The sequence below is a fragment of the Streptomyces sediminimaris genome, from assembly GCF_047049295.1.
GTDB lineage: Bacteria > Actinomycetota > Actinomycetes > Streptomycetales > Streptomycetaceae > Streptomyces > Streptomyces sediminimaris.
Genome location: NZ_JBJWOT010000001.1, coordinates 549774 through 576640 on the forward strand (window position 1 = coordinate 549774; position 26867 = coordinate 576640).

Annotated in this window: 23 protein-coding genes; 13 read left to right on the top strand and 10 right to left on the bottom strand. The window is 73.7% G+C overall.

The window, feature by feature from the left end; translation table 11 throughout:
• The first annotated feature begins 10 nt into the window (after nt 1–10).
• From ACJ9NR_RS02550 to ACJ9NR_RS02560, 3 genes are read left to right on the top strand one after another with little or no spacing between them, the layout of a single operon-like run.
• The gene (locus tag ACJ9NR_RS02550; protein ID WP_412490530.1) at nt 11–1453 is read left to right on the top strand and encodes an ATP-binding protein; all 1443 of its coding nucleotides are present in this window, start codon (nt 11–13) and stop codon (nt 1451–1453) included.
• On the top strand, nt 1450–1803 hold the full coding sequence (locus ACJ9NR_RS02555) for a UBP-type zinc finger domain-containing protein (RefSeq protein WP_412490016.1): 354 nt from the start codon (nt 1450–1452) through the stop codon (nt 1801–1803). The genes ACJ9NR_RS02550 and ACJ9NR_RS02555 overlap by 4 nt, the downstream gene beginning before the upstream one ends.
• Before the next feature lie 60 nt (nt 1804–1863).
• Nucleotides 1864–4860 carry a helix-turn-helix transcriptional regulator gene (locus ACJ9NR_RS02560; RefSeq protein WP_412512765.1) on the top strand — a complete coding sequence of 999 codons (2997 nt, stop codon included), beginning with the start codon at nt 1864–1866 and terminating at the stop codon, nt 4858–4860.
• Between the two features lie 2 nt (nt 4861–4862).
• Here the strand turns inward: ACJ9NR_RS02560 and ACJ9NR_RS02565 are convergent, their stop codons facing one another.
• The 3 genes from ACJ9NR_RS02565 to ACJ9NR_RS02575 form a co-directional block, all read right to left on the bottom strand.
• Nucleotides 4863–6098 (bottom strand): SGNH/GDSL hydrolase family protein, encoded by a 1236-nt coding sequence (locus ACJ9NR_RS02565; protein ID WP_412490014.1) that lies wholly within the window; start codon nt 6096–6098, stop codon nt 4863–4865.
• Nucleotides 6095–6484: a hypothetical protein gene (locus tag ACJ9NR_RS02570; RefSeq protein ID WP_412490013.1), complete on the bottom strand. Its 390-nt coding sequence runs from the start codon at nt 6482–6484 to the stop codon at nt 6095–6097. Before ACJ9NR_RS02570 ends, ACJ9NR_RS02565 begins: the two co-directional genes overlap by 4 nt.
• 242 nt (nt 6485–6726) lie before the next feature.
• On the bottom strand, nt 6727–8547 hold the full coding sequence (locus tag ACJ9NR_RS02575; protein WP_412490012.1) for a M4 family metallopeptidase: 1821 nt from the start codon (nt 8545–8547) through the stop codon (nt 6727–6729).
• A 388-nt stretch (nt 8548–8935) separates the two neighbouring features.
• Between ACJ9NR_RS02575 and ACJ9NR_RS02580 the strand changes: the two genes are divergently transcribed.
• From ACJ9NR_RS02580 to ACJ9NR_RS02600, 5 genes are all read left to right on the top strand, one after another.
• Nucleotides 8936–9613, top strand: a complete 678-nt coding sequence (locus tag ACJ9NR_RS02580) for an AIM24 family protein (protein WP_412490011.1) — start codon at nt 8936–8938, stop codon at nt 9611–9613.
• Between the two features lie 209 nt (nt 9614–9822).
• The gene (locus ACJ9NR_RS02585; protein ID WP_412490010.1) at nt 9823–10863 is read left to right on the top strand and encodes a tetratricopeptide repeat protein; all 1041 of its coding nucleotides are present in this window, start codon (nt 9823–9825) and stop codon (nt 10861–10863) included.
• The gene (locus ACJ9NR_RS02590) at nt 10860–11951 is read left to right on the top strand and encodes a polyprenyl synthetase family protein (RefSeq protein WP_412490009.1); all 1092 of its coding nucleotides are present in this window, start codon (nt 10860–10862) and stop codon (nt 11949–11951) included. Before ACJ9NR_RS02585 ends, ACJ9NR_RS02590 begins: the two co-directional genes overlap by 4 nt.
• 126 nt (nt 11952–12077) lie before the next feature.
• On the top strand, nt 12078–13037 hold the full coding sequence (locus tag ACJ9NR_RS02595) for a threonine/serine dehydratase family protein (RefSeq protein ID WP_412490008.1): 960 nt from the start codon (nt 12078–12080) through the stop codon (nt 13035–13037).
• Nucleotides 13038–13239: 202 nt separating this feature from the next.
• Nucleotides 13240–14835, top strand: coding sequence for a serine/threonine-protein kinase (locus ACJ9NR_RS02600; RefSeq protein WP_412490007.1), 1596 nt, complete (start codon nt 13240–13242; stop codon nt 14833–14835).
• On the opposite strand, the gene ACJ9NR_RS02605 is transcribed toward ACJ9NR_RS02600, so the two are convergent.
• Complete coding sequence (locus tag ACJ9NR_RS02605; protein ID WP_412490006.1) at nt 14827–16266, bottom strand: serine hydrolase domain-containing protein; 1440 nt, start codon at nt 16264–16266, stop codon at nt 14827–14829. The genes ACJ9NR_RS02600 and ACJ9NR_RS02605 overlap by 9 nt on opposite strands.
• 73 nt (nt 16267–16339) lie before the next feature.
• On the opposite strand from ACJ9NR_RS02605, the gene ACJ9NR_RS02610 reads away from it, so the two are divergent.
• Nucleotides 16340–17311: an LLM class F420-dependent oxidoreductase gene (locus ACJ9NR_RS02610; RefSeq protein WP_412490005.1), complete on the top strand. Its 972-nt coding sequence runs from the start codon at nt 16340–16342 to the stop codon at nt 17309–17311.
• A gap of 95 nt (nt 17312–17406) precedes the next feature.
• Nucleotides 17407–18117, top strand: coding sequence for a DUF2238 domain-containing protein (locus ACJ9NR_RS02615; protein WP_412490004.1), 711 nt, complete (start codon nt 17407–17409; stop codon nt 18115–18117).
• Here the strand turns inward: ACJ9NR_RS02615 and ACJ9NR_RS02620 are convergent.
• The gene (locus tag ACJ9NR_RS02620) at nt 18038–18538 is read right to left on the bottom strand and encodes a DUF6328 family protein (protein WP_412490003.1); all 501 of its coding nucleotides are present in this window, start codon (nt 18536–18538) and stop codon (nt 18038–18040) included. The genes ACJ9NR_RS02615 and ACJ9NR_RS02620 overlap by 80 nt on opposite strands.
• A 163-nt stretch (nt 18539–18701) precedes the next feature.
• Here ACJ9NR_RS02620 and ACJ9NR_RS02625 point away from each other — a divergent pair, with 163 nt between their 5' ends.
• A complete protein-coding gene (locus ACJ9NR_RS02625; protein ID WP_412490002.1) occupies nt 18702–19052 on the top strand; it encodes a hypothetical protein in 351 nt (116 codons plus the stop codon).
• 13 nt (nt 19053–19065) lie between these two features.
• Here ACJ9NR_RS02625 and ACJ9NR_RS02630 read toward each other — a convergent pair whose 3' ends face one another.
• The 5 genes from ACJ9NR_RS02630 to ACJ9NR_RS02650 all read right to left on the bottom strand — a co-directional run bounded on the left by ACJ9NR_RS02630 (nt 19066) and on the right by ACJ9NR_RS02650 (nt 23856).
• Complete coding sequence (locus tag ACJ9NR_RS02630) at nt 19066–20049, bottom strand: aldo/keto reductase (protein WP_412490001.1); 984 nt, start codon at nt 20047–20049, stop codon at nt 19066–19068.
• Nucleotides 20050–20081: 32 nt separating this feature from the next.
• Complete coding sequence (locus ACJ9NR_RS02635) at nt 20082–20684, bottom strand: TetR/AcrR family transcriptional regulator (RefSeq protein WP_412490000.1); 603 nt, start codon at nt 20682–20684, stop codon at nt 20082–20084.
• The gene (locus tag ACJ9NR_RS02640) at nt 20681–22165 is read right to left on the bottom strand and encodes an MFS transporter (protein ID WP_412489999.1); all 1485 of its coding nucleotides are present in this window, start codon (nt 22163–22165) and stop codon (nt 20681–20683) included. The genes ACJ9NR_RS02635 and ACJ9NR_RS02640 overlap by 4 nt, the downstream gene beginning before the upstream one ends.
• Nucleotides 22166–22308: 143 nt before the next feature.
• Nucleotides 22309–23013 (bottom strand): ribonuclease H family protein, encoded by a 705-nt coding sequence (locus ACJ9NR_RS02645; RefSeq protein ID WP_412489998.1) that lies wholly within the window; start codon nt 23011–23013, stop codon nt 22309–22311.
• A gap of 42 nt (nt 23014–23055) precedes the next feature.
• A complete protein-coding gene (locus ACJ9NR_RS02650) occupies nt 23056–23856 on the bottom strand; it encodes a VOC family protein (RefSeq protein WP_412489997.1) in 801 nt (266 codons plus the stop codon).
• A 206-nt stretch (nt 23857–24062) separates the two neighbouring features.
• On the opposite strand from ACJ9NR_RS02650, the gene ACJ9NR_RS02655 reads away from it, so the two are divergent.
• Nucleotides 24063–25070, top strand: coding sequence for a zinc-binding alcohol dehydrogenase family protein (locus ACJ9NR_RS02655; protein ID WP_412490529.1), 1008 nt, complete (start codon nt 24063–24065; stop codon nt 25068–25070).
• A 346-nt stretch (nt 25071–25416) separates the two neighbouring features.
• Entirely contained in the window at nt 25417–26862 is a 1446-nt protein-coding gene (locus ACJ9NR_RS02660; RefSeq protein ID WP_412489996.1) for a family 2B encapsulin nanocompartment shell protein, read from the top strand.
• Nucleotides 26863–26867: the final 5 nt, after the last annotated feature.

The following is a 26867-nucleotide window of genomic DNA, read 5'->3' on the forward strand; positions in this document are numbered from 1 at the left end:
CGGGCAGTTGATGCCCTGCGACACGCGGGAGATCAGTTCGCTGTTCCTGTTCGAGAAGCTCACGTCCGAGCAGCTCGGGCGGCTGTGCGGCGAGGGGCGGGTGGAGAGGTTCGAACCCGGGCCCGTGTACACCGAAGGCGACCCGGCCACCTGCTTCTACGTGATGGTCGAGGGCACCGTGGTGCTCTCCCGCCGGGTCGGCGGCGACGACGTCGAGGTCACCCGCACCTCCCAGCCCGGGGTGTACGCCGGGGCCATGCAGGCCTACATCGGCGACCGGGTCCGGCAGGTCTACAACAACTCCATGCGCGTCACGGAGCCGACGCGGTTCTTCGTGCTGCCCGCCGACACGTTCGCGGGCATCATGCAGGAGTGGTTCCCGATGGCGGTGCATCTGCTGGAGGGGCTGTTCTTCGGCTCGAAGAACACCCAGCGCGCCATCGGGCAGCGGGAACGGCTGCTGGCGCTCGGCTCGTTGTCCGCCGGGCTCACGCACGAGCTCAACAACCCGGCGGCGGCCGCCGTGCGCGCCACCGCGACGCTGCGCGAGCGGGTCGCCAAGATGCGGCACAAGCTCGCCGTCATCTCCTCCGGCGCGTACTCCCGCGAGGCCATCACCAAGCTGATCGAGATCCAGGAGCGCACCGCCGAACTCGTCGCGAAGGCACCGGCGCTCAGCCCGCTGGAGGCCTCGGACCGCGAGGACGCCGTGACCGACTGGCTCGAGGACCACGACATCCCCGACGGCTGGCGGCTCGCGCCCACCTTCGTGCAGGCCGGGCTGGACCTCGACTGGCTCGACCAGGTGGCGGCCGACGTCGACGCGGAGATCCTGCCCGGGGCGATCGGCTGGCTCAACTACACGGTCGAGACCGAGCTGCTGATGGACGAGATCGAGGACTCCACCAGCCGTATCTCCAACCTGGTCGACGCCGCCAAGCAGTACTCGCAGCTCGACCGCGCCCCCTACCAGAACGCCGACGTCCACGAACTCCTCGACAGCACCCTGCTGATGCTCTCCGGCAAGATCGGCTCGCGCATCAAGGTCGTCAAGGACTACGACCGCACGCTGCCGAGGATCCCGGGCTACCCGGCGGAGCTCAACCAGGTGTGGACCAACCTCATCGACAACGCGGTCGCGGCCATGGACGGCACCGGCTCAGAAGGCACGTTGACGGTGCGCACGGCGCTGGAGCGCGACATGCTGCTCGTCGAGTTCCGCGACACCGGGCCCGGCGTGCCCCAGGAGATCCGCGGCCGTATCTTCGACCCCTTCTTCACCACCAAGCCGGTGGGCCAGGGCACCGGGCTCGGGCTGGACATCTCCTGGCGGATCGTCGTCAACAAGCACCACGGCACCCTCCAGGTCGAGTCCGAACCCGGCGACACCCGCTTCCAGGTCCTGCTCCCGCTCACCGCCCCGGCCGACGAGACCCCCGAGGAGCCCGTATGACCAGTGCCGACGCAATCGACCCCGCCGTCCCGCCGAGCGGCGCCGGGTGCGTCGAGTGCGACGAGGCCGGCGGCTGGTGGTTCCACCTGCGGCGGTGCGCCCGGTGCGGCCACATCGGCTGCTGCGACGACTCCCCCGCCCGGCACGCCACCGCCCACTACCGGGCCACCGGCCACCCCGTGATCCAGAGCTACGAGCCGGGCGAGGACTGGTTCTGGGACTTCGACAGCTCGCAGCTGTACGAGTCCGGGCCCGACCTCGCGCCGCCGGCCAGCCATCCGGAGGACCAGCCCGCGCCCGGCCCGGCCGGGCGGGTACCGGCGGACTGGATGAGGACACTGCGCTCCTGAGGGCCTGACCGGCGAGGACGCGGAACGGGGCGGTGCGGGAGGTCCCGCGCCGCCCCGGTGATGGGTGCCGGCGGCCCTGTCAGTGGTCCGTGGAAGGATGAACGCGTGTCCGAGACCTCCTTCACCACCCCGCTGGTCGGCCGCCGCGAGGACCTCGCCCGCCTCGGCGACGTGCTGGCGCGCGCCCGCGGCGGCGAGGCGGCGGCCGTGCTGGTGGCGGGGGACGCCGGCGTGGGCAAGACGCGCCTGCTGGACGAGGTCGCCGGGCGCGCCGCGGCAGCGGGCATGACCGTGCTGACCGGGCACTGCGTCGACCTCGGTGACGTGGGCCTGCCGTACCTGCCGTTCACGGAGATCCTCGGCCTGCTGGCGGGTGACGAGCGGTTCGCCCCGGTGCTGTCCGCGCATCCCGTGGTGGACCGGCTGCTCGGCTCGGGCACCGACGCGGCGCGGGACGCGGGCGGGCGGCTGCGGCTGTTCGAGGGCATGGCGGGGCTGCTGGCCGACCTCGCGGACACCGCCCCGCTTCTGCTGGTCCTGGAGGACCTGCACTGGGCCGACCAGTCGTCCCGGGACCTGCTGCGCTTCCTGCTCAGCAGGGGCGTCCTGCAGCGGCCGGCGGGCGGCGCCCCCACCCACCGCCTCGCCGTCCTCGCCTCCTACCGCGCGGACGACCTGCACCGCCGCCATCCGCTGCGCCCGCTGCTGGCGGAGCTGGTGCGGCTGCCCGCCGTGGAGCGGCTCGAACTGCGGCCCCTGGCCGACCCGGACGTCACCCGGCTCGTCCGGTCCCTGCAGGACCGTCCGCTCCCGGACGCCACCGTCCGCCGCATCGTGGAGCGCGCCGAGGGCAACGCCTTCTACGCGGAGGAGCTGCTCGCCGCCACCGACCCGGCGGCGGGCGGCGTGCCCAGCGGCCTCGCCGACGTGCTCCTCATCCGTGTGGAGCAGCTGTCCGAGACCGCCCAGCAGGTGCTGCGTACGGCGGCGGTCGCCGGGCGGCGGGTGGAGCACGACCTGCTGCGGGACGCCGTCGGCCTCCCCGAGGACGAGCTGGAGTCGGCGCTGCGCGAGGCGATCGGCCGCCAGCTGCTGGTCTCCTCGGGCGGGGACACGTACGCCTTCCGGCACGCGCTGGCCCGCGAGGCGGTCTACGCGGACCTGCTGCCGGGCGAGCGGGCCCGGCTGCACGGCGCGTTCGCCCGGCTGCTCACCGACCGCGGCCGGCACGCCGAGAGCGCCGCGGAGCGCGCCCACCACTACCGCGAGAGCCACGACCTGCCCGAGGCCCTCACCGCCTGCCTGGAGGCGGCCGACCACGCCCAGCGGGTGGGCGCTCCCGCCGAGGAGCTGCGGCACCTGGAGACCGCCCTGGACCTGTGGGCGTCGGTGCGGCCGGAGGCGCGGCCCTCGGGCGACGGCGTCGACCGGGTGACGCTCACCCTGCGCGCGTCGGCGGCGGCCGCGCATGCCGGTGAGTCGCACCGGGCGGTGTCCCTCACCCGGGCCGCGCTCGCGAGCACCGGCGAGGACACCGACTCCGAACTCGCCGCCCGGGTGCGGTACACGCTGGCCGGCAACCTCATGAGCGTGGACAGCCTGACGGCCGCGTACGCCTACAGCAGCGAGGCGCTCGCCATGATCCCCGCCGAGCCGCCGAGCCGGACATGGGTGTGGGCGGCGGCCACGCACGTCCTCGCGGCCCGCCACATCGGGGAGAACGGCACGGCGCTGCGGGTCGCCCGGCAGGCCCTGCGCGTCGCCGAGCGGCTGCGGGTCACGGACGCGCAGGCCGACCTCCTGATCTCCCTGGCCATCCTGGAGAACGGCAGCCGGCGTGGCGTGCGGGGCCAGGAGCGGCTGAAGGAGGCGCGGGAGCTGGCGCGACGGGCGGGGAACGCGCCGGTGGAGATGCGCGCGCTGTTCAACCTCGCCGTCGGCTGCTTCGAGGCCGGCGACCTGGAGGGCTGTCTGCCCTGGGTGACCGAGGGGCTGGACCGCGCCCGCCGCGCCGGGCTGCAGTCGTCGCCGTATCCGCTGGAGATGCGCTACCTGCGGCTGCTGGTGCTGTACACGCTGGGCCGCTGGGACGAGTGCGCGCGGGCGGCGGCCGAGGAGGCCGTGCTGCCCGCGGCGGGCGGATACACCGTGGGGCCCGCGCTGTACGTGGCGCTGGCCCGCGGCGACCTGGGCGCCGTCGAGCGGGCCCGGCGCCTGCTGGAGGGCCCCTTCGACTGGATGGCCACGCTGGTCGCGGGCATCGCGCTGACCGAGGCCGCGGTGCTGCGGGGTGAGCCGGAGGCGGCCGTGGAGCGGACGCGGGCCACGACGGACGCGCTCACCGACGACGCCGGCCACCGCCCCGACCTCACGGTCCGGCTGGCGGCGCTCGCCCTGTCGGCGGTCGCCGACGCGGCCATGGAGCTGCGGGCGGCCGGCGGTGCGGCCCACCGCTGGAAGGACACCGCGGACGAACTGGTCGAGCTGGCCCGGGAGTCGGCCCTGCGCGGCGGCGACGGCACCCCGCAGGGCCCGGAGGGAATGGCCTGGCTGGCCCGCGCCGAGGCGGAGTGGCTGCGGGCGGTGTCCGGGCCGGACGCGGCGGCCTGGGAGAAGGCGGTGGCCGCCTTCGGCTACGGGGACGTCTACGAGCTGGCGCGTGGCCGGGCCCGGTTCGCCGAGGCCCTGCTGCTGGCCGAGCGGCGCGAGGAGGCGGCCGACCAGGCGCGCGAGGCGAGAGCGGTGGCCGAGCGGCTCGGCACCGCTCCCCTCCTGGAGCGGATCGACGGCCTGATACGCCGCGGCCGCCTCGCCGGCCCGGCACCGGCCGGGGAGCGCCCCTCGCCGCTGACCGCCCGCGAGCAGGACGTGCTGCGGCTGCTCGCCCGCGGCCGCAGCAACCGCCAGATCGGCGAGGAGCTGTTCATCTCCGGCAAGACGGCCAGCGTCCACGTCTCCAACATCCTGGCCAAGCTGGGCGCCGCCGGCCGCACGGAGGCGGTGGCGATCGCCTACCGGCAGGGGCTGATCGCGCCGGAGCCGACGGCTTCGGGCTGACCTCAGCGGCGGGCGCAGTCGAGGCTGTGCAGGTCGACGGCGTCGGCCATCGCCCGCATCCCCTCGTCACCCGGGTGCAGATGGTCGCCGCTGTCCAGGGCGGGCAGCATGCGCTCGGGGTCCTGGGGGTCGCGCAGGGCGCGATCGAAGTCGGTGACGGCGTCGAAGTCCCCGCTGGTGCGGATGAACCGGTTCACTTCCTGCCGTACGTTCTCGCCGGTCGTGTCCCACTCCGACCAGCCCTTGTAGGGACCGACGGTGGCGCCGACGACGCATTCGCCGGCCGCGTGGACCCGCTCGGCGATCTGCCGGTAGCCGGCGATCAGGTCCTGGGCGGTGACTCCGGAGCGGGCCTTGATGTCGTTGACGCCCTCGAGCAGGAAGACGGTACGGACGCCCGGCTGGGACAGCACGTCGCGCTGCAGGCGCTTCAGTGCGCTCGGGCCGCCGCCGTCCGAGAGGACCTTGTTGCCGGAGATGCCCTCGTTCGCCACACCCAGCACGTCGGTGCCGGCCGACCGCAGGCGGCGGGCGAGGTAGTCGGGCCAGCGGCGGTTGAGGTCGCTGGAGGAGGCCCAGCCGTCGGTGATGGAGTCCCCGAGGGCGGCGACGGCTCTGGTGTCCGCGGGCGTGCGCACGGAGACGGAGTCCAGGTAGAACCAGGAGCCGAGCACTTCCGTCCAGGAGCCGGCGCCCTCCTCGGCGGTGTGGTCGCCCTGGGCGGCGTAGGACGTCTGCAGGGCCATCCAGTGTCCGGTCGCGGGGCCCGCCGCGTCCGGGGAGTGGATGCTGACGACCAGGTCGGTCGCGGCGGGGAGCGTGCCGGGCAGGGGGTCGCTCAGGGCGGCGGCGCCCGCGGGGACGGTGACCGAGCGGGCGCCGTCGAAGGTCAGCCGGCGGTTGCTGCCGTGGACCAGTTCGGCGCCCTGCCGCCGGATGCCGGCGTAGACGCTGTCGAAGGTCACCGGCCGGTCCCCGAAGGCGTTGGAGAGCCGGATCCGCAGGTCCCTGCCGCCCACGCTGGTGTGCACGACGAGCCGGTAGGCGCGGTCGGCGAGCGCCTGGCCCATGCGGTCGGCGCTCGCGGCCCAGGTGACGACGTCGCGGCGGTCCGCGGGCGCGCCCGTCACCACGAACCCCGGCTGATCGGCGGAGGCGTGCACCGGGGTGGACTGGACGGCACCCGCCAGCAGCAGGAGGGCGCCGAGGCGGCCGGCACGGGCGAGGCGGCCCCTCACCGGGCGACGCCCCGCGACGTGCGGCGTGCGCCGAAGCCGTCCGCCGAGCCCGTGCCGGCCGCCCCGGCGCCGGGCGGCGCCGGCGGGTGTGGCGGACGGCCCCGGCGGGAGTGCGGGAGCGTTCCGGTCACGGCCGCCGGTGTGCCGAGGCCGGTGTCGGTGCGGAAGTCGCCGCCGCCCGGCCCCGGTTGGCGGACGGGGCTGTTCGTGCCGCGCGCCGTGCGCAGGGCGGCGGCGCCGAGGCCGTCCGGGACGGACCGGCCGGGGCGGTCGCGGGCGCGGTCGCGGGGGAAGAACGCTGGGGGCGGCGGGAGGTGACGGTGGGTGGTCGAACCGAGGTCGTCGGGGGACATCCGCTCCTCCAGCCAGCCGGTCTTCGGGCTCACCCGCGGACGGTACGGGCACGTGCGGAGGCCGGAAACCGTCGCCGCGTACCTATTGTCACACCTCGGCACGGCTGCCGCAGTGCGTAAGGCGGTGAACCGCACCCGTACGGGTTCCCGGGCGCGGCGCGGGTGACGCGCCCGGCGCCGGGCCGGCCCTACTTCCGGCGACCGGTCGCCGCCGGCGGTCCCACCCGCCGCCTCCGCCGCGGGGGTTGGCGGAGGCGGCCGGCGGGGCCGTTCGGTCAGTGGTGCGTGGCCGGGGTGTTGGCGGCGGTGACGTCGACCGCGGACCAGGCCCGGTCGACCGTCCGGTACTCGGTGCTGTTCCGCCCGTAGAGGTCCCTGGCCGCCTTCAGCGTCGCGACGCGCGCGCCGTGGAAGTCGGTCGTGGAGACCATGTAGCGGGTCAGGGCGCGGTAGAAGACGGCGGTGGCCTTGGTACGGCCGATGCCCCTGACCGTGGAGCCGTCGTAGGTCGGCGAGTCGTACCTGACCCCGCCGATCGTCTTCCGGCCGCTGCCCTCGGCCAGCAGGTAGTACGCGTGCGAGGAGACACCGGAGCCGGCGTGCACCTCGGCGTCCTGGACCTGGGGCGACCAGTAGTCGACCGCGCCCTCGAGCTTGTCCAGCGACGGGTGGTCGAGACGGCGCAGGAACTTCTGGGCGAGGCCCAGTTTCTCCCCGATGAGGTAGTCCGGTGTGTCCCTCGCGTTGTGGGCGAAGAACTCGACACCGGAGCCGAAGATGTCGGCGAGGGACTCGTTCAGGGCGCCCGGTTCGCCGTACTGGTTGCCCTGCGCGTCGACTCGGGTGGGCTCGAGCCCGGCGGTGGCGTCCACCACGCCGTGGGTCAGTTCGTGGCCGGTGACGTCGAGGACGACGAGCGGCTTGGTGAACGTGCCGCCGTCACCGTCGCCGTAGAGCATGCAGTGACAGGTGGAGTCCCAGAACGCGTTGGCCACCTTCTTGCCGAAGTGGACCATGGCGTGGGCACCCTTGCGCTTGTTCTCGATGCCCTTGCGCCCGAAGGTCTTCCGGTAGAAGTCCAGGGTCTCGGTGATGCCGTACTGTGCGTCCGCGGCGGCGCTGTTCCTGCTCGTGGTGGTGCCGTTGCCGAAGACGTCGCCGCGGGTGGAGATCTGCCTGCCGCGGCCGAAGCTCTCCAGCTCCCCGCCCCGGGCGTCGCGGGTCTCGGTGCCCCAGCGGGTGGGGTCCTTCAGGAGGTAGCGGGTGCGCGCCGTCCGCGTGGTGGTCAGCGCAACCCTGCCGACGAAGAGGGACTTGCCGGTGCCGTGGGCCGTGGACGGGTAACGGGCGGCGGCGGACGCGGAGGACGCCGGGCCCGCGGCGGACTCGGCGGACTGCGCCGGGACCGCGGCGGCCCGGACCGCGCGGCCGGCGCCGGGCTTCTCGCCGTGCCGGTGCAGCGCGTCGAGCAGCCCGGGCGAGAGGAACGCGTCGCTGTCGGGCGTGTTGCTGCGCACCGTGCCGGTGACGGCGTCGACGACGACCGTGCTGGAGCCGCCGGTACCGGCGGTGCCGCCGTCGCTCACGCGGACCTGGTAGGCGACGGCGGCCCCGCCGCCGCGGGCGTCCACGACGAGTCGGGCGGTGCCGGCGTCGCCGTGGGCGGCCGCGGCCGCCTTCTGCCGGGCCTGGGCGGCCGACAGTCTGGCGGCGGTGGCGGCAGCGGGACTCAGCGGGTGGCCGGCGGCCCGGGTGACACCCGCGTATGCCAGCTCGCGGGTGAGGTGGACGACGAGGTCGCCGCCGAGCACCGGCATGCCCCGGTGGGTCCGGGTGAACCGGACGTGCCTCGCGCCCTCCGGGTCGATCATCACGTCCTCGGCCCGCAGTTCGTCGCCGCTGAGGACGCCGGTCGCCGAGGAGTGGGCGACGGCGGCGGCCCGGGCGGCGGACACCACGGACGCCGCGGAGGCGTCGGCGGTGACGGCGTGTCCCGTCCCCCGGGCGGGGGCCGCGAAGGCGGTGCCCGCGAGGCTCGTGGCGGCCGTCGTCACGGCGACGGCGACGGCCACGTTGCGTATGTGCGGCCTACGCACTGATGTGGGTCCTTCCTCACAAGGCGGCCGGTGTTCCTCAACCGCCTTGACACATGGCGTGGTTGACCGCCATGGGGGCTGGTCGGGCCCCGGACGGAACCCTCCCGGATACGACATGTACATGTAAAGAGCGAAAGACGGGTTTCCATGTGATCCATGGCGATCCGCCGCACGTCCGGGCCGCTCGGTGATCGGCGGGTGACCAACCGTGCGCCGTCTGGGGAGATGTGACGGGGCGGAAGGGAGTTGCCTCGTGCGGGTGTGACCCATCTCGCATCCGAGGTCGCCGACCACCGGATGAACGGTCCCCGTCCACGGGCCGGCGTCCCTTGGTCCGACTTCACGCCGGATCTTGGCGGAACGCAATCTTCCGGGACAGGATGCCCGCATGAAGGGTTCCCTCTTTTCCAGCGACCACATGGTCCAGCCGTCCACCGAGGCGGGCATGACCGTCGAGAACGCCAAATGCATCAAGTACGCGGTGAACGGCGAGATGCTCGCCCGCCAGGGCGCGATGGTCGCCTTCCGCGGCAACCTCCAGTTCGAGCGCAAGGGTCAGGGCGTGGGCGGCATGCTCAAGCGCGCGATGACCGGGGAGGGGCTGCCGCTGATGGCGGTGCGCGGCCAGGGCGAGGCATGGTTCGCGCACGAGGCGCAGAACTGTTTCATCGTCGAGGTCGACGCCGGTGACGAGTTCACCGTCAACGGCCGCAACGTCCTGTGTTTCGACGCCTCGTTGTCGTACCGGATCTCGACGGTGAAGGGCGCGGGCATCACCGGCGGCGGACTGTTCAACAGCGTCTTCACCGGCCACGGCAGGCTGGGCCTGGTGTGCGAGGGCAACCCGCTGGTCATCCCGGTCTCGGCGCAGTTCCCGGTGTACGTCGACACGGACGCGGTGGTCGGCTGGACCGCCGGTCTGCACACCTCGCTGCACCGTTCGCAGTCCATCGGATCGATGCTGCGCGGCGGCTCCGGGGAGGCGGTGCAGATGATGCTGCAGGGCGAGGGATATGTCGTCGTACGGCCGAGCGAGGCGACGCCCCAGCGGGCTCAGCAGCACTGAACCCGGGGAGTGATCTGCGCCTCTCGGGCAACCTCTCCGGCGGCCGCCGCGTCTTGATCCGCAGCAGGTGATGCCCTGGCCCTTCGGGCCGGGGCCTCTTTTCGACGCACTATACACGCCATGTATACACAATATGTATACGTGAGATGTATACCCATCATGTATACGCACAGCGCATACACGGCGTGGATACGGACCGAGAGGGATCCATGTACGGCAAGGCATTCGCCCCGGAATACCAGGGCGCGCTCACGACACTCTCCGTGAACTCCTCGCTGACGGACGTACTGGCCGCCGGAACACGGGAGTTGCGAGCGGCGGAGCGGGCCGGACGGCACGGGGAGGCGGCCCGCTCCGGGCTCGCGGTCGCGGAGGCGCACCGCAGGCTGGGCCAGGTCGAACAGGCCGACCGGGCATGGAAGGCCGGCTACCGCGCGGCCAGGGAGGCCGGGGACACCGCGGCGATGGCGTGGGCGCTGTGGAGCGGCGGCACCCTGGCCCGGCAGCGGGGTGCCCTCCCGCTGGCGCGGCGGCTGCTGGGACTCGCGGCCGAGCTCGGCGAGCGGAGCGGTGACGTCGTGGTGCGCGGCTACTCGCTGGCGGGGCTCGCCGAGACCGGCCGGATCCAGGGCGACTACGAGGCCGTCCGCAGGCTGCACGAGCAACTGCTGGCCGAGGCACGGCGGCGCGGCGAGGCCCGGCACACGGTGTGGGCGCTGGAGGGCATCGCACAGATCCATCGCAACACCGGCGCCTACGACACCGCGTTCGCCCTGTTCGAGGAGGCGGCCGGGATAGCCGCGCGGGCCGAGGACAGGCGGGGACACGCCTGGGCGCTGCGCGGTCTCGCCGACATCGTGTCCGTACGGGACGGGGACGTCGAGCGGGCGCTCGGGCTGCTGTCCGAGGCGGAGACGAGCTGCCGGGCGATGAACCTGGCCAGCGCGCTGGCCTACAACCACAAGATGCGCGGCAACGTCTTGTACCGGGCCGGGCGTTACGCCGAGGCCCGCGACCTGTACGAGCGGGCGCTCGCGGAGTTCCGTGCGATGAGCGAGCCGCGCGGGCAGGCACTCGCCCGGCTCGGACTCGCCAAGTCGCTGGCCAGGCTGGGCCGCGACCGCACCGAGACGGCGGCCGAACTCGACGTCCTGGCAGCCGAGCTGGAGCGCATCGGGCTGCGGCACGCGCGGGAGATGGTGACCCGCGCCCAGGAGGAGTTCGGCCTGGTCGCGGAGGTGGCACGGTGACGGCCCTTCCCTCGGCCGTCCCGGCTCCCACGGCCCCCTCGGCGCTGCGGATTCCGGTCGGCGTCCCCGGCGTCCCCGGCGTCCCCGGCGTCCCGGGCGTCCTCGGCCGCTGCCGAGCGCTGGTGCGGCCCGCGCTGCGCGAGGCCGTCGGGCGGATGCATCCGTGGATGGGCGAGATGGCCGCCTACTCCTTCGGCTGGTGCGAGGTGGGCGGTACGCCGGCCGCCGCACCGGGCGGCAAGGGCGTACGGCAGGCGCTGGCCGTGCTCGGGGCCGAGGCCGCGGGCGCGCCCGGGCGGGCCGGGGTGCCCGCGGCGGTGGCGGTGGAGCTGGTGCACACCTTCTCGCTCCTGCACGACGACATCATGGACGGGGACGCGGCGCGGCGCCGCCGCCCCACCGTCTGGAAGGCCTACGGCACCGGGCCCGCGGTCCTCGCGGGCGACGCGCTGTTCGCCCTCGCCGTCGAGACCCTGGCCGCCGCGCCGGGCGGGCCGCGGGCCGTGCGGGTGCTGTCCGTGGCGCTGGCCGACCTGGTGCGCGGCCAGGCGGACGACCTGCTGTTCGCCGCGCGTCCCTGGCGGGGCCCCGGCCGGGTGCGGCCGGCGGAGTACCGGGCGATGGCCGGGCACAAGACGGGCGCGCTGCTCGGCTGCGCGGCCGCGCTCGGTGCCCAGCTCGGCGGTGCGGCGCCCCCGGTCGCCGACGCCCTCGACCGCGCGGGGCGCCATCTCGGGATCGCCTTCCAGGTCGTCGACGACGTCCTGGGCATCTGGGGCGACCCCGCGGTCACCGGCAAGCCCGTACACGGCGATCTGCGCGAGCGGAAGAAGACGTACCCGGTGCTGGCCGCGCTCGACCGCGACACTCGCGCCGCCCGCCGACTCGCCGCGCACCTGGACACGGGCGAGGACCTCGAGGAGGCGGCCGCGCTGGTCGAGTCCGCGGGAGGCCGGTCGGCGGCCGGGACCGAGGCCCGCCGTCACCTCGCGGCGGTGGAAGCGGCTCTCGCCGACGTACCCCTGGAGCAGGGGGCCGCGGACGAGTTGCGGGCGCTGCTGGAGTACCTGGTGCGGCGGAACCTCTGACGAGGCGGGGCGGCGGGTCGCCGCGCTCCCCCGCCCCGCCTGCCGAAACCGTTTGACCCCCGGCCCTCGGCCGGGTAAGGGTGCGAAGCGGCGCGGACCGTCACCCGCGCCGGAAGGGTGAGTGTCTTGATCGGGATCTCTGATGTCGAAGCCGCGGCCGAGGTCATCGCCGGGCACGTCGTGCGGACGCCGACGCTGCCGAGCCCGGGCCTGACCACGCTGCTCGGCGCCCCGGTCACGGTCAAGCTCGAACTGCTCCAGCGCACCGGCTCGTTCAAGGCGCGCGGGGCGACGGCGAAGCTGCTCTCGCTGAGCGAGGCCGAGCGGGCGGCCGGCGTCGTGGCGGTCAGCGGCGGCAACCACGGCATCGCCCTCGCGGTCATGGCCGCGGCGCTCCATGTGAAGGCCACGGTGGTCATGCCGCGCTCGGCCCCCGCACGCGCGGTGGAGATCGCGGAGGGCGCGGGTGCGTCGGTGCGGGTGACGGACGACATGGCGGGGGCGTTCGCTCTCATGACGCGGTTGCGCGACGAGGGGCTGACGCTCGTCCACCCCTTCGACGATCCGGTGGTCATCGCCGGGCAGGGCACCGTCGGGCTGGAGTTCGCCGCCGACGCGGGCGAGCTCACCGACGTCGTCGTCAGCATCGGCGGCGGGGGCCTCATCGCCGGGGTGGCGGCCGCGCTGCGGGCGCTGCGGCCCGGGGTGCGGATCTGGGGCGTGGAGACCGAGGGCGCGCAGGCCATGTCGGAGGCGCTGGCGGCGGGCGGTCCGGTGCCGGTCCCCCTGTCGTCCCTGGTCTCCACGCTCTGCGCGCCCGCCGCGTCGCAGCTGACGTACGACCATGTGTCCGCGCTGGTCCACGAGGTGCTCGTGGTGCCGGACCGGGAGGCGGTGCGCGGGACGCTCGACCTCGCCGACCACGCCAAGGTCTGGGCGGAGCCCGCGGCCGGCTGTCTGCTGCCGGCCGCCCGGCAGGTCCTGGAGCGGGTCGGCGAGCGGGCGCGGCTGGGACTGGTGGTGTGCGGGGGGAACGCGACGACCGGTGACGTCATGGGCTGGGCGGAACGCTTCGGGCTGCGCTGATTTCCTGCGGGCGCCCGCCGAATGCGGTTGTTTGAATTCCGGTCAGCAATAAGGGGCTTCATCGAATTCACCCGGCGGCTCATGAAGAAACACGAAGAAAAGGGTGCGGGCGCCGTAGATGTGCGGATCCTTTGAACACTTCCCGCCGTACTTCTCGTACCTGTGTGAAAGGTGACGCGCGGGGTTTCGACGAGGGATGACCATGGCCAAGGCGCATGTCTTCACGCACGAGCTGGTCGCCGGCCGGTACCGGCTCGTCGACGTCGTCCACCAGGAGGCCAACCGCGTCTGCTGGTACGGCAAGGACGTCACCGCGCAACGGCCGTATCTCCTCACCCAGATCGCCCTTCCGTACGACCCGGACGGCGAGGCGGCACCCCGTGCGACCGCCCGTGTCATCCGCATGTCCGAGACCATGGGGCTGATGTGCCCGGGTGCGGTGGCGACGGTCGTGGACGCCGTGGAGCAGGACGGCAGCCTGTGGGTCGTCACCGAGTGGATCGACGGCACGCCGCTCAACGAACTCATCGCCCAGCAGGGCACGTTCGACCACGTGCGGGCCGCCAGGATCGGCCTGGCCCTGCTCGACGTGCTGGAGGCGGCGCACCGCGAGGGCATCACCCACTGCGAGCTCAGCCCGGGGCAGGTCCACGTGCGGGAGCGGGGCTCGGTCGTGGTCACCGGCTTCGGGCTGGCCGGCGCGACCCTGGCACCGCGGCTGACCGCACCGTCCTTCGCCTCCCCGGAACAGGCCCGCGACGAGCGCATCGGTCCCGCGGCGGATCTGTGGGCGCTCGGCGCGATCCTCTACACGATGCTGGAGGGCCGCCCGCCCTTCAGGGACCGGGAGCGGCCCGAGGCCACCCTGAAGGGCGTGGACCGCCTGCCGCTGCGCGCACCGGTGCGGGCGGGCCCGCTCACCCAGACCGTGCAGGGGCTGCTGCGCAAGAACTCCCGGGAGCGGCTGACCCGCCACGTGGTCCGCGAGGCCCTCACCCGTGCCGTCACCGAGGACCCCGGCGCGAGAGCCGACGCCCCGGCCCGGCCCCGGCTGCGGGGCGTCTCCACCGCCGCCTGGCACTCCGCCCCCGCCTGGACCCGGCGCACCATGGCCGCCGGGACGGCCCTGGCCGTCGCGACGGTGGTGGTCGCCACGCTCGCGGCCACCGGGCTGCTGCCCGGCACCGGCAGGTCCGGGACCGACGCCGCGTCCCGGACGCCGGCCTCCACCCGGCCGGGCAGCCCGGCCGACGGCCCGGGCGCCGCCCCGTCCGCATCCGCCTCCACCGCGCCCGTCACGCCCCCGGCGCCCTCTCCCCCGGCCGGCGCGCTGCCGCAGGGCTTCCGCCGCTACACGGCACCCGAGGGCTTCTCCGTAGCCCTGCCCGGAGGCTGGGGCCGGGTGGACACCCGGCGCGCCGGCGACAAGTCCTACCGCGTGACCTTCGGCGCGGACGGCGACGCCCGCGCGCTGGCGGTCACCTACAGCACCGTCGTGGGCCCCGACCCCGTCGCCGTCTGGCGCGACGACGTCCAGCCCGTGCTGGAGAAGCAGGACGGCTTCCGGCGGATCGGCGCGATCCGGGCGACGACGTACCAGGGCCACCGGGCCGCCGACATGCAGTGGCTCACCGAGGCCGGCGGCACCCGGGTGCGCACCTTCGGGCGCGGTTTCCTGCTGGGCGGCGGCCGGGGCTTCTCGCTGCGCTGGACGACCCCGGCCGGGGACTGGAACGACGCCGCGAACCGGCAGGCCCTGCAGACCTTCCTGCGGACCTTCCGGCCCCCCTCACGCTGAGCCGCGCGGCGCGCGCATGGCCCGCAGCGGGGGACTGTGCAGCGGAGTCGTGGGCCACCGCGCGGTGAACGTCCCGTCCGGCAGCGAACAGGTCACGCTCAGGCGGTGCGGCGTCTCCAGGAACCGGATGTCCACGGCGAGGGTGTCCGCGTCGGCCCAGCCGCCGCTCACCGCGGTGGGCAGCGGCCCGTCGGTGACGGTCCAGCCGGCCTGCCCGACCGGCACGTCGAGACGGTGCCCGTCCTCGGTGAGCCGCAGCGTCCAGCCGTCGGCGCCGGACGTCACCGTGACCCCGGTCAGCCCGGGCTGCTCCGTACAGGTACCCCCGTACGGGGTGAACGCGGCCCCCGCCCAGTCCCGCGCCCTCTCCGGCGGCGCGGGCTTGCCCGGGGACGGGGGCAGGGCGAGTCCCGCCATCCGTTCGCGCAGCGCCCGGTCCGCGTCCCGCCGGTCCGCCGGCGGCCCGAACGCCGGCAGCAGGTGCCGCCAGACCAGGTCCAGCAGCAGCTGCATCTCCTCGGTCGCCGCGGTCGTGGCGATCACGGCGTCGTGCTCGGGCAGCACCAGGCAGAACTGGCCGTAGGCGCCATCGCCGCGGTAGCCGTGCCGGGAGCGCCAGAACTGCAGGCCGTAGCCCTGCTGCCAGTCCGACCGGGCACCCTCCGGCGTACCGTCGCCGTTGCCGATGTGCGGGCGCGTGGCCTCGGCCACCCAGCCCTCGGGCAGCAGCCGCTCGCCCTCCCACACGCCGTCCTGCAGGTAGAGCTGCCCGAGCCGGGCGACGGCGTCGGTGGTGGCGTGCAGCCCGCTGTAGCCCAGTTCCCGGCCGGAGCGGTCACGCAGCCAGGCCACCTCGCCGATCCCGAGCGGGTCCAGCAGGCGCGGGCGCAGGTACTCCGTCAGCGGCCGGCCCGTGACGCGCTGCACGATCGCGGCCAGGCTGTAGGTCGTGGGCTGGTTGTAGGCGAAGACCGTGCCCGGATCCCGCTCCGGCGGCAGCAGCAGGAAGCCGCGCACCATGTCCGCGGGGTCGGCGGCGAGCGCCCGGGACAGGGTCTCGGCCTCGTGTCCGCTGGACATGGAGGCCACGTGCCGTACCAGCATCGCGCGGCCGCGCGGGTCGGTGATGTCGGCCTCGAACTCCGGGAAGTAGGAGATCACCGGGTCGTCGAGGCGCAGCAGGCCCTCACCGGCGGCGATCGCGGCGGCCGTCGCCGTGAAGCTCTTGCTGAGGGAGTACAGCAGGTGCGGACGCCCGGCGGTGTACGGCCCCCACCAGCCGGACGCCACGAGACGGCCGTGCCGCAGGATCATCAGGCTGTGCGGCTCGATGCCGGGGGCGGCCTCGAGGGCGTCGAGGAAGGCGTGGACGCCGGCGGCGTCGACACCCTGGGCTGCGGGGTCGCTGGAGGGCAGCGGGCGGACACTCATGCGGGCATCCTGCCCCGGTGGCGGGCGGTGCATGAGACCGTTTTCCGCCGCCCGGGCAGGGGACCCGGCGGTCATGGTGCAAATCGGATACACGATGATGACCGAGCAGGCTGGCCCCCGCGAGCTCGTCGGCCATCTGGTGCGGGCCGAGGAGGCCGGCTACGACTTCTCGGTGACTTCGGACCACTACTTTCCGTGGCTGCGGGCGCAGGGGCACTCGCCGTACGCCTGGAGCGTGCTGGGCGCGGCGGCCCAGGCCACCTCGCGCATCCCGCTGATGACGTACGTGACCTGCCCGACCCGCCGCTACCACCCCGCGGTCGTCGCCCAGAAGGCCGCGACGATGCAGCTGCTGTCCGAGGGCCGCTTCCGGCTCGGCCTCGGCGCCGGGGAGAACCTCAACGAGCATGTGGTGGGCGGCGGCTGGCCGCCGGCCGACGTACGCCACGAGATGCTCGAGGAGGCGGTGGAGATCATCCGGGCCCTCTTCGCGGGCGGCCACGTCAACCGCCGCGGCAAGCACTACGACGTGGAGTCGGCCCGGCTGTGGGACCTGCCCGACGAGCCGCCGCCGATCGGTGTCGCCGTCTCCGGCGAGCAGTCCTGCGCCCTCGCGGGCCGGCTCGCGGACCTGGTCATCGCCACCGAGCCCGAACCGGGGCTGCTGGACGCCTTCGACCGGCACGGCGGCGAGGGCAAGCCACGCGTGGGCCAGCTGCCGGTCTGCTACGACCCGGACCGGGACACCGCCGTGAAGCGCGCGCACGCGCAGTTCCGCTGGTTCGGCAACGGCTGGAAGGTCAACTCCGAGCTTCCGCACCCCGACGCGTTCGAGGCGGCGACCCGGTTCGTCACCCCGGACGACGTGGCCGCGTCGATCCCCTGCGGCGACAACCCGGACGACTTCGTCGAGGCCGTACGCCCCTACGCCGAGGCCGGCTTCACCGAGGTCGCGCTCGTGCAGGTCGGCGGCGAGTCGCAGCCGGCGTTCCTGGACTGGTCGGAGAAGACGCTGCTGCCGGCGCTGCGCGAGGCCTTCGCCTGACCGGACGGACGCCGGGCCGGGAGACTGAGTAGCGGTACTCATGCCGCCGTCCGCCCGCTCGGCCAGCATGGGGGCTGCCGCGAGAAGGAGCCCCCATGACCGCTGTTGTGCCTGCCGCCGCGCCGCGACGGCGTCTGCCCGCCGTGCTCGTCGCCGTCGTGGTCACGGGCATGGCCCTGTCGGCCTGGGGCGCCCGCGACCGGACGACCTGGTTCCTGGAGACCGTCTGGGTGCTGGCAGGGCTGCCGCTGGTGGTGCTCACCCGGCGGCGCTTCCCGCTGACGAACCTGCTGTGCTGCCTGCTGGCCGCGCACGCCCTCGTGCTGGCGGTGGGCGGCCACTACACCTACGCGCGGGTGCCGCTGGGCGACTGGGTGCGCGACGTCTTCGGGCTGTCCCGCAACCCCTACGACCGCTTCGGCCACCTCATGCAGGGCTTCGTCCCCGCGGTGCTGGTACGGGAGCTGCTCAGCCGCACCTCACCGCTGCGCGGCAGCCGCTGGCTGGCGCCGCTGACCGTCTGCGCGTGCCTCGCCTTCAGCGCCGTCTTCGAGATGCTGGAGTGGCTGGCGGCGGTGGTCGGCGGCCATTCCGCGGACGCGTTCCTGGCCACGCAGGGCGACGTGTGGGACACCCAGTGGGACATGTTCTGCGCGCTGATCGGCGCCACGGTCTCGGTACTCGTGCTCGCCCGTCCGCACGACCGGCAGCTCGCCGCGCCGGGCCTCACTTCGTCGTATGGCGGCGCCGGGTCCACAGCGGAACGCCGTACCAGCACAGCGCGTACCACACGACCATCGGCGTGACGATCCAGGGCACGATGCCGTCGTGGGTCGCGACCCGCAGGATCAGCACCAGGGAGGAGGTCATGGTGGTGAGCAGGAGCGCCAGGCCGACGAAGGTCAGCCGGGAGGCCCACTCGACGGCCTGCGGCTTGACCCGCCGCCCGGACACCAGGCGGTGCAGGGAGACCGGCCCGATGAGGGCGCCGGTCGTCGCGGCGCCGAGGACGACCGTCACGATGTAGATGGTCTTGTCCGTCTGCGTCAGCGACTCGTACTTCTGCTGGAACACCACGGTGAGCAGGAAGCCGAACAGGATCTGCACCCCGGTCTGGGCGACCCGGACCTCCTGGATCAGCTCGACCCACTTCCGGTCGGCTCTCTCCTCGTCGGTCTCGTGCCGCCCCCACTCGTTGACCTCTGCACCGCTCTTCGTGGCCGGCACGGTTCCTCCCGCCTCGTCTGGACCCGGACTGCTTCCCTGACCGTGTTCCCCCTTCGCGCGGGATTGAGCAGGCCGTGCGCGCATCGGTGGCTGTTTGGGCGAGGGGCGGGGGGTTACACGGAGCGCCATGGTGTACGACGACCATCCGAGGAGTCAGAAGGACATGCCCGGCACCGAGCTCACGGTCACCTTCAGCGGCGGCACGGTCGACGACGCGCGTGCGGTCGTACGGGTCCTGCAACCCGCCTTCGGCCTCCCCCGGGAGGACCTCCCGGCCGGTGACGACGTCACCGTCCACACGGCGCGGTTCGCGCACGACCCGGCGCACCGGACGCCCGGCAGCGGGCAGTCCGGCGTCGGTCACCTGTCCGGCGCGGTGACACTGACCGTGCAGGGTTCGCCCCGGGCGGTGGCGACGGCGCGCGACGCGCTCGGCCAGGCCTTCACCCTGCAGGACCAGGGCTCGGCCTCCGGCGACCAGGAGCAGGAGTGGCAGCTGCTCCTGGAGCCGTGAGCGGCCCGCGGGGCTACCAGCGGGCCTCGACCTGGTCCTTGATCCGGCGGTCGTAGAGGTCGCGGATCGCCGCCCGGGTGCCCTCGTCGAGCTCCGGGAGCCTGGCGGCGTCCGCGTTGGCGCGCGCCTGCTCGGGCGAGCGGGCGCCGGGGATCACAGTGGTCACACCGGGCTGGTCGATGATCCAGCGCAGCGCGAGCTGGGCCGGGGTGCAGCCCTCGGGCGCGAGCGCGGCGAACTCCGCCGCGGCCTCGACGCCCGTCGCGTAGTCCACGCCGGAGAAGGTCTCGCCGACGTCGAAGGACTCGCCGTGCCGGTTGAAGTTGCGGTGGTCGTTGTCGGCGAAGACGGTGTCCCTGGTGTACTTGCCCGTCAGCAGCCCGGAGGCGAGCGGGACGCGGGCGATGATGCCGACGCCGGCCTCGGCCGCGGCCGGCAGGACCTCCCGCAGCGGCTTCATGCGGAACGGGTTGAGGATGATCTGCACGCTGGCCACGTTCGGCCGCGCGATCGCCGTCAGCGCCTCCGCGCAGGTCTCCACGCTGACTCCGTACGCGGCGACCCGCTCCTCCTCCACCAGGGTGTCCAGGGCGTCGAAGACCGCGTCCGTGGAGTAGACGGCGGTGGGCGGGCAGTGCAGCTGCACGAGGTCGACGCGGTCGACGCCCAGGTTGCGGCGGGAGCGGTCGTTCCAGGCGCGGAAGTTGTCCAGGACGTAGTTCTCCGGGATCTGCTCGACCCGGCGGCCCATCTTGGTGGCGACCAGTACGTGCAGGTCGGGCCGTCCGGCGAGGAAGGCGGCGATGGTCTGCTCGCTGCGCCCGTCGCCGTAGACATCGGCGGTGTCGAAGAAGGTCACCCCCGCCTCGGCCGCCGCCTCCAGGACGGACAGTGCCTGCTTGTCGTCGACGTCGCCCCAGTCCGCGCCCAGCTGCCAGGTGCCCAGACCGATGACGGATGCGTGCTGATCAGACCTACCGAAAGTGCGCTCGTCCATGACGTCAGTCTTTCATCCGCCGGCCGGATCCTTCATCCGCCACCGGCCGGGGTGAGGTGCGCCTGCACGGCGGGTGCGTACCGGTCCACGATGTCCTCCAGCGCGGCGCCCCGCACGTGGGTGCCTCGGGCGATGCCGTGCATCACGCCGAGGCCGAGCAGGCCCGCGACGGCCAGCTCCGCCCGCAGGCCCGCGCCGGGGCCGTCCAGCCGTCCGGTGAGGCGGTCGGTGACCTGGGTGCGGAAGTTGGCGCGCAGGATGTCGCCCTGGGCGCCGTGCAGGGGCGCGAACACGATCCGCAGCAACGGGTCGGCGCCCTGCCGCGTCTGGCTGACCAGCACGTGCCGGACCATGTGCCGGCCGAGTTCGTCCAGCGGGGCGTCGAGCAGGGCCTCGGCGTCGGTCTCGAAGGACATGACGCGGGCGAAGAGGGTGTCCTTGTTGCCGAAGTACTTCAGGATCAGCGGGGCGCTCACACCGGCGCGTTCGGCCACCGCCTTGAGCGTGATGTCGCCGTGCGCGTGCCGGGCCAGCAGGTGGCGGGCCGCCCTGAGAATGGCCGCCTTCGTCGCCTCGGCGTCCCGGCGGGCGGAGGCGGGGGCGGACGCGGGGGGAGGAGTGCTCACGGAACTCATGCTCCCTCCAGCGCCCCGTCGCGGCGGTCACGGATACGGCCGCGGGCCCGGCGTGTCGCGCCCGTCCCGGGGTCGCCCGGGATGCTCAGGGCCGCGGCGCTCGCGGCCAGGGCGACCGCGCAGGCCATCCCGAAGGCGAGCAGATAGCCGTGCAGGGTGGGCACGGGGGCGCCGCCGACCGGGCTGGTGTGGTGGACGAGCACCGCGGCGACGGCGGCGCTGGAGGTGGCCTGGCCGATGGTGCGCATCAGGACGTTGACGCCGTTGGCGGAGGCGGTCTGCTCGGCCGGCACGGCGCGCAGGATCAGGGTGGGCAGCGCCGAGTAGGCGAGGGTGGTGCCGGTGGAGACCACCGTCGCACCCAGAATGATCATCCAGAGGTCGCGGCTGTCGGCGATGCGCACGACGTAGCCGCAGGCGATGACCGCGGCTCCGAGGGCGAGCGTGACACGCGGGCCGCGGGCCGCGGAGATGCGCGCGGACAGAGGCGAGAAGAGCAGCATGGTGACGCCTCCGGGGAGCAGGCACAGGCCGGTCTCCACGATCGACAGTCCGAGGCCGTAGCCGGTGGCCTTCGGGGCCTGCACCAGCTGGGCGGTCACCAGCGAGTTGGCGTAGAAGGCGAATCCGGTCAGCAGCGCCGCCACGTGGGAGAGGCCCACGCGGGGCCGTGCGACCAGGCGCAGGTCGACCAGCGGCTTCTCGGTGCGCAGCTGCTGGCGCCACCACAGGGCCAGGACCACGACGGCGGTGAGGAACAGCCCGACGACCCGTGCGCTCCCCCAGCCCCACTGCCCGCCCTGGGACACGCCGAGCAGGAGACAGACCAGCGCCGCGGCCAGGCCCAGCGCGCCCGGCACGTCGAACCGGCCGGGCTCCCGCACGGGCGACTCCTTGACCGCCCACCACACGGCGCAGACGCCGAGCACGCCGAGGGCACTGGTCAGCCAGAACATGGTGTGCCAGTCGTAGTACTGCACGACCAGCGCGGCCAGCGGCAGGCCCAGCGCGGCGCCGATGCCGACGGTGGAGCTCATCAGCGCCACCGCCGAACCCCGGCGCTCGGGCGGCAGTTCGTCGCGCAGGATGCTGATCGACAGCGGCACCACTGAGGCGGCGGCGCCCTGCAGGGCGCGGGCGGTGATGAGCACGGTGATGTCGGACGACAGGGCGCACATCACGGAGCCGACGGTCATCAGGGCGAGCGCGGCGGTCAGCACCCTGCGCTTGCCGTACATGTCGCCGGCCCGGCCGAGGACCGGGGTGAGTACGGCGCCCGACAGCAGGGTCGCCGTGACCGTCCAGGAGACCGCCCCCGCGGAGGCGCCCGTCAGCCGCGGCAGATCGGGCAGCAGCGGCACGACCACGGTCTGCATGACGGCCATGAGGATGCCGCCGAAGGCCAGCACCGGGATCGTGAGCCGGTCGCGCAGCGGCACCGCCGGCCCGGTGGCGCGGGGTATCGGTCCTGGGTGGTCCATCGGCGCTCCAGCGGAGGATGCGGAACAGGCGGGTGAATGGCCATTCACCTTACTCGTCCACTCGGTGAATGGCCATTCACCCCGTCTTTTCTCCGGTCCTTTTCCGGTGCTTTTCCGATCCTTTTCCGGTCCTCCTCCGGCCGCTATGGCCGGCCCGCGGCCTCGGCGGTACGGCACTCCGGGTGCCCCCAGCCCTGCGCGTTCCTGGCGATGGGCTCGCCCGCCCCGTAGGAGCGGCCGCACAGGCAGCGGCCGGGGAACTTCGCCTTGATGGTGCGCGACGACGCGCCCGCGCCCTGCCGGGCCGGTCTGCGGCGCGCGCCGCCCGGCTTCGCGGCGCCCGACTTCGGGGTGTCCTCGGAAGGGGGCGGCTCGGCGGATCCCAGGGCGCTGCCCGCGGGCTCCTGGATCTTCGCCGCCTGGCTGGCGGCACGGTCGGCGAAGTCGTTGAGCGGGTCGCCGTCGACCTGGTGGGCGGGCACGTAGCGGAAGTCGACCGAGCGGCCCTCCAGCAGCGCGTCGATGCGCACGACCAGTTCCCGGTTGGCGACCGGCTTGCCGGCGGCGGTCTTCCAGCCGTTGCGCTTCCAGCCGGGCAACCAGGTGGTGACCGCCTTCATCGCGTACTGCGAATCCATGCGGACCTCGAGCGGGACGCCCGGATCGGTCGCCGTCAGCAGCCGTTCCAGCGCGGTGAGTTCCGCGACGTTGTTGGTCGCCCTGCCGAGCGGTCCCGCCTCCCAGCGGGCCGGGCTCTCCGTCTCGTCGGCGACGACCCAGGCCCAGCCCGCCGGCCCGGGGTTTCCCTTCGAAGCCCCGTCGCACGCGGCCACAACACGTTCACGCATGGGCCGATCATGCCATGGACCGGCGGGCCTCCCGGCCCGCCGTCAGGAGACGTCGGTGGTCTGCGGCATCTCTCCGGCCGTCGTCGTGAGATCGATGACCGAGAAGCCGGCGCCCTGCGGGTCGCTGAGCGCCGCGAACCGGCCGAAGGGGCTGTCCATCGGCCCGAACCGCAGCACGCCGCCGAGCTTGACCGCCCGGGCGACCGCGTCGTCGCAGTCGGGGACGGTGAAGTAGACGTTGATGTACGGCGGCAGCTCGGGCGGGAAGTCCTCCGTCATCCGCATCCGGCCGAGCACGGTGTTCCCGTCGAGTTCGAACAGGCGGAAGTCGATCGCGTCGTCCTGCATCTGCTTGGCGCGGTAGCCGAAGACCGAGGTGAAGAAGGCGTCACACGCGCGCGGCTCGCGGGTGAAGACCTCGGCCCAGCAGTAGGCGCCGGGTTGCTGCGGCGGCGCCTCGAACCCTTCGTGGGTGCCCGCCTGCCAGACACCGAAGACGGCTCCCCCGGGGTCGCGGGCCAGGCACATCGTGCCGAACTCGCCGACCTGCATCGGCTCCATCAGCACCTCGCCGCCGTTCTCACGGATCCTGGCGGCGGTGGCGGCGGCGTCCGCGGACGCGAAGTACAGGCACCACTGCGAGTGGCCCTCCTGCCCGGGCATCGGCGGTACGACGGCGGCCACCGCCCTGCCGTCCGCGTAGGCCTGGGTGTAGTTTCCGTACTCCGACGACGACTCGCCGAAGGTCCAGCCCAGGACGTCGCCGTAGAAGTTCTTGGCTGCCTCGAGGTCGACGAACATCGCATCGGCCCAGCAGGGAGTTCCCTCAGGTTGCACGGCCATGACGCGGCCCTCTCCCGAATAGGTGGAATCCGGTCCGTTTCCTCACGCTAGCCATCCCTCCGCCGAAACGCGCGCCGAACGCGCAGGTCCGTTCCAGACTGGTGGTGAGCGCCTTCGGAGCACGGGAACGGGCCTCCACGGCGCGGGAGACGGGCAGCCGGGAGACGGGCAGCGACGGGACGGGGTGCGCGATGACGGACGGGACCATGCGGGCGTGGGCGGTCGAGACACCCGGGCCGGTCGAGAACGGCGGTCTGCGGTTCGTCCGGAAGCCGGTGCCGCGGCCCGCGGACGACGAACTGCTCGTGCGGGTGCGCGCGTGCGGGGTGTGCCGGACCGATCTGCACGTCACCGAGGGCGACCTGCCGGTGCACCGGGCGGGCGTGACGCCGGGGCACGAGGTGGTGGGCGAGGTGGCCGGGTTCGGGGCCCTGGTACGGGGCTTCGAGGTCGGTGAACGGGTCGGGGTGGCCTGGCTGCGGCGCACGGACGGCACCTGCGCGTACTGCTCGCGCGAGGCGGAGAACCTGTGCCCGGCCTCCCGGTACACCGGCTGGGACGCCGACGGCGGCTACGCCGAGTACACGACCGTCCCCGCCGCCTTCGCCCACCGGCTGCCCGGCTCCCTCGACGACGTGGCGCTCGCGCCGCTGCTGTGCGCCGGGATCATCGGCTACCGCGCGCTGCGGCGGGCGGCGCTGCCGCGGGGCGGACGGCTCGGCCTGTACGGATTCGGCGGCAGCGCGCACCTGTGCGCACAGCTGGCGCTGGCCGAGGGCGCCACGGTGCACGTCCTCACGCGCGGGGACGCGGCGCGCAGGCTGGCGCTCGAACTGGGCGCGGCGTCCGCGCGGGACGCCCACGCGATGCCGCCCGAGCCGCTGGACAGCGCGATCCTGTTCGCTCCGGCCGGCGACCTGGTGCCGGTCGCGCTGCGGGCCCTCGACCGCGGCGGGACGCTCGCGGTCGCCGGCATCCATCTCAGCGACACCCCGCCGCTGCACTACGAGAGCGAGCTGTTCTACGAGAAGCAGATCCGCAGCGTCACCTCCAACACCCGTGCCGACGGGCGGGAGTTCCTGGCCCTCGCGGCCCGGCACGGCGTGCGCGCCACGACGCACACCTATCCGCTGTCGCGGGCGGACGAGGCGCTGCTGGACCTCAGGGACGGGCGCTTCGACGGAGCCGCGGTGCTGGTGAACGACGTGTCCTGAGCGCGGGCAGCACTGCAGGGGAGCGCGCGCTGCGCGGTGCCCCTGGGGCGGTCGTGCGCCCTGTACGCCGGAGTGGGGACGGAAGATCACCGGCGTGCGATCACTTCCCCGACGCTCCCCCGCCTCGTCCGCGGCGTTTGCGCCTCGGGGCCGTGAAGCCGCCCCCTTCGCGCCGTACCGGCCCGCGATCACAGCTGTTTGGCTTTTACCTGCGGTTCGCGTCCGCCGGCCGCCACGAAGTCGCCTTCCGCTCCGACCGCTCCGTTCACCCCTGTCGCTCTGTCACCCCACCCCCGTCACCCCTGCCACCCCTGTACATCGCCATGTGCATCCCCAGGGAGGGAATGTGTCCGCCCCCGAAAGCGCCTCCGGGCCCGCCACCGAGGAACCCGTCCCGCCCGAGCCCGAAGGTCAGGCGCGGCTGACCAGTCTCAGCACGCAGGCGGCGCGCCGGCTCACCACGACGACCAAGTCCGAACCGCAGATGCAGGCCATCAGCTCACGCTGGCTGCTGCGGACGCTGCCCTGGGTGGACGTCAAGGGCGGCACCTACCGGGTCAACCGGCGTCTGCAACTGCGCGTCGGGCGCGGACGCGTGCAGTTCGAGCAGAACGGCGCCGACGACATCAAGGTCATCCCGGAGACGCTCACCGAACTGCCCGTGCTGCGCGGCTACTCCGAGACCGACGTCCTCAAGGAGGTCGCCACCCGCTTCCGGGCGCGCGAGGTGCGGGCCGGGCAGGTGCTGTTCGAGGCCGGGCAACCGGTCACCGAGGCCTACCTCGTCGTGCACGGCAGGTTCACCCGCTACGCCGCCGGCAAGTACGGCGAGGAGGAGATCATCGGGGTCGTCGCGGACGGCGACCAGATGGGCGACGAGGCCATCGGCCAGCCGGACCCGCTGTGGCTGAGCTCGGTGCGGGCGGAGACCGCCGGCGTGGTGCTGGCGCTGCCCTGGGACGTCGTCAGGGAGCTCACCGGGCGGGTGCCCTCGCTCGCCGCGCACCTGGCGGCGTTCGCCGAGCGGCAGCGGCTGCCGATGAACCGCAAGGGCGAGGCCGACGTGCCCGTACAGGCCGGCCACGTCGGCGAGGCGACCCTCGACGGCGGCTTCGTGAACTACGAACTCACCCCGCGCGAGTACGAGTTGTCGCTCACGCAGACGGTGCTGCGGGTGCACACCCGGGTCGCCGACCTCTACAACGACCCGATGAACCAGACCGAGCAGCAACTGCGCCTGACCATCGAGGAGATCCGCGAGCGCCAGGAGTGGGAGCTGGTCAACAACCGGGAGTTCGGGCTTCTGCACAACGTCGACTACGGCCAGCGGGTGAGCACCTTCACGGGGCCGCCCACCCCGGACGACATGGACGAACTGCTCGCCATGCGCCGCAGGACCAAGGTCTTCCTCGCCCACCCGAAGGCGATCGCCGCGTTCTTCCGGCAGTGCAACCGGCGCGGCCTGGTGCCGGGTACCGCCACCGTCGAGGGGCACGAGATCCCGGCCTGGCGCGGCGTTCCGATCTTTCCCTGCAACAAGATCCCGATCAGCCCGCAGCACACCAGCAGCATCATCGCGCTGCGCACCGGGGAGTCCGACCAGGGGGTGATCGGCCTGTACCAGACGGGCATCCCGGAGGAGTACCAACCCGGCCTGAACGTGAGGTTCATGGGCATCGACACCGCCGCGATCATCCGCTACCTGGTGACCGCCTACTACTCGCTGGCCATCCTCGTGCCGGACGCCGCGGGGATCCTGGAGAACGTCCAGCTCGGCCGGACGGCCGACTGAGGGTG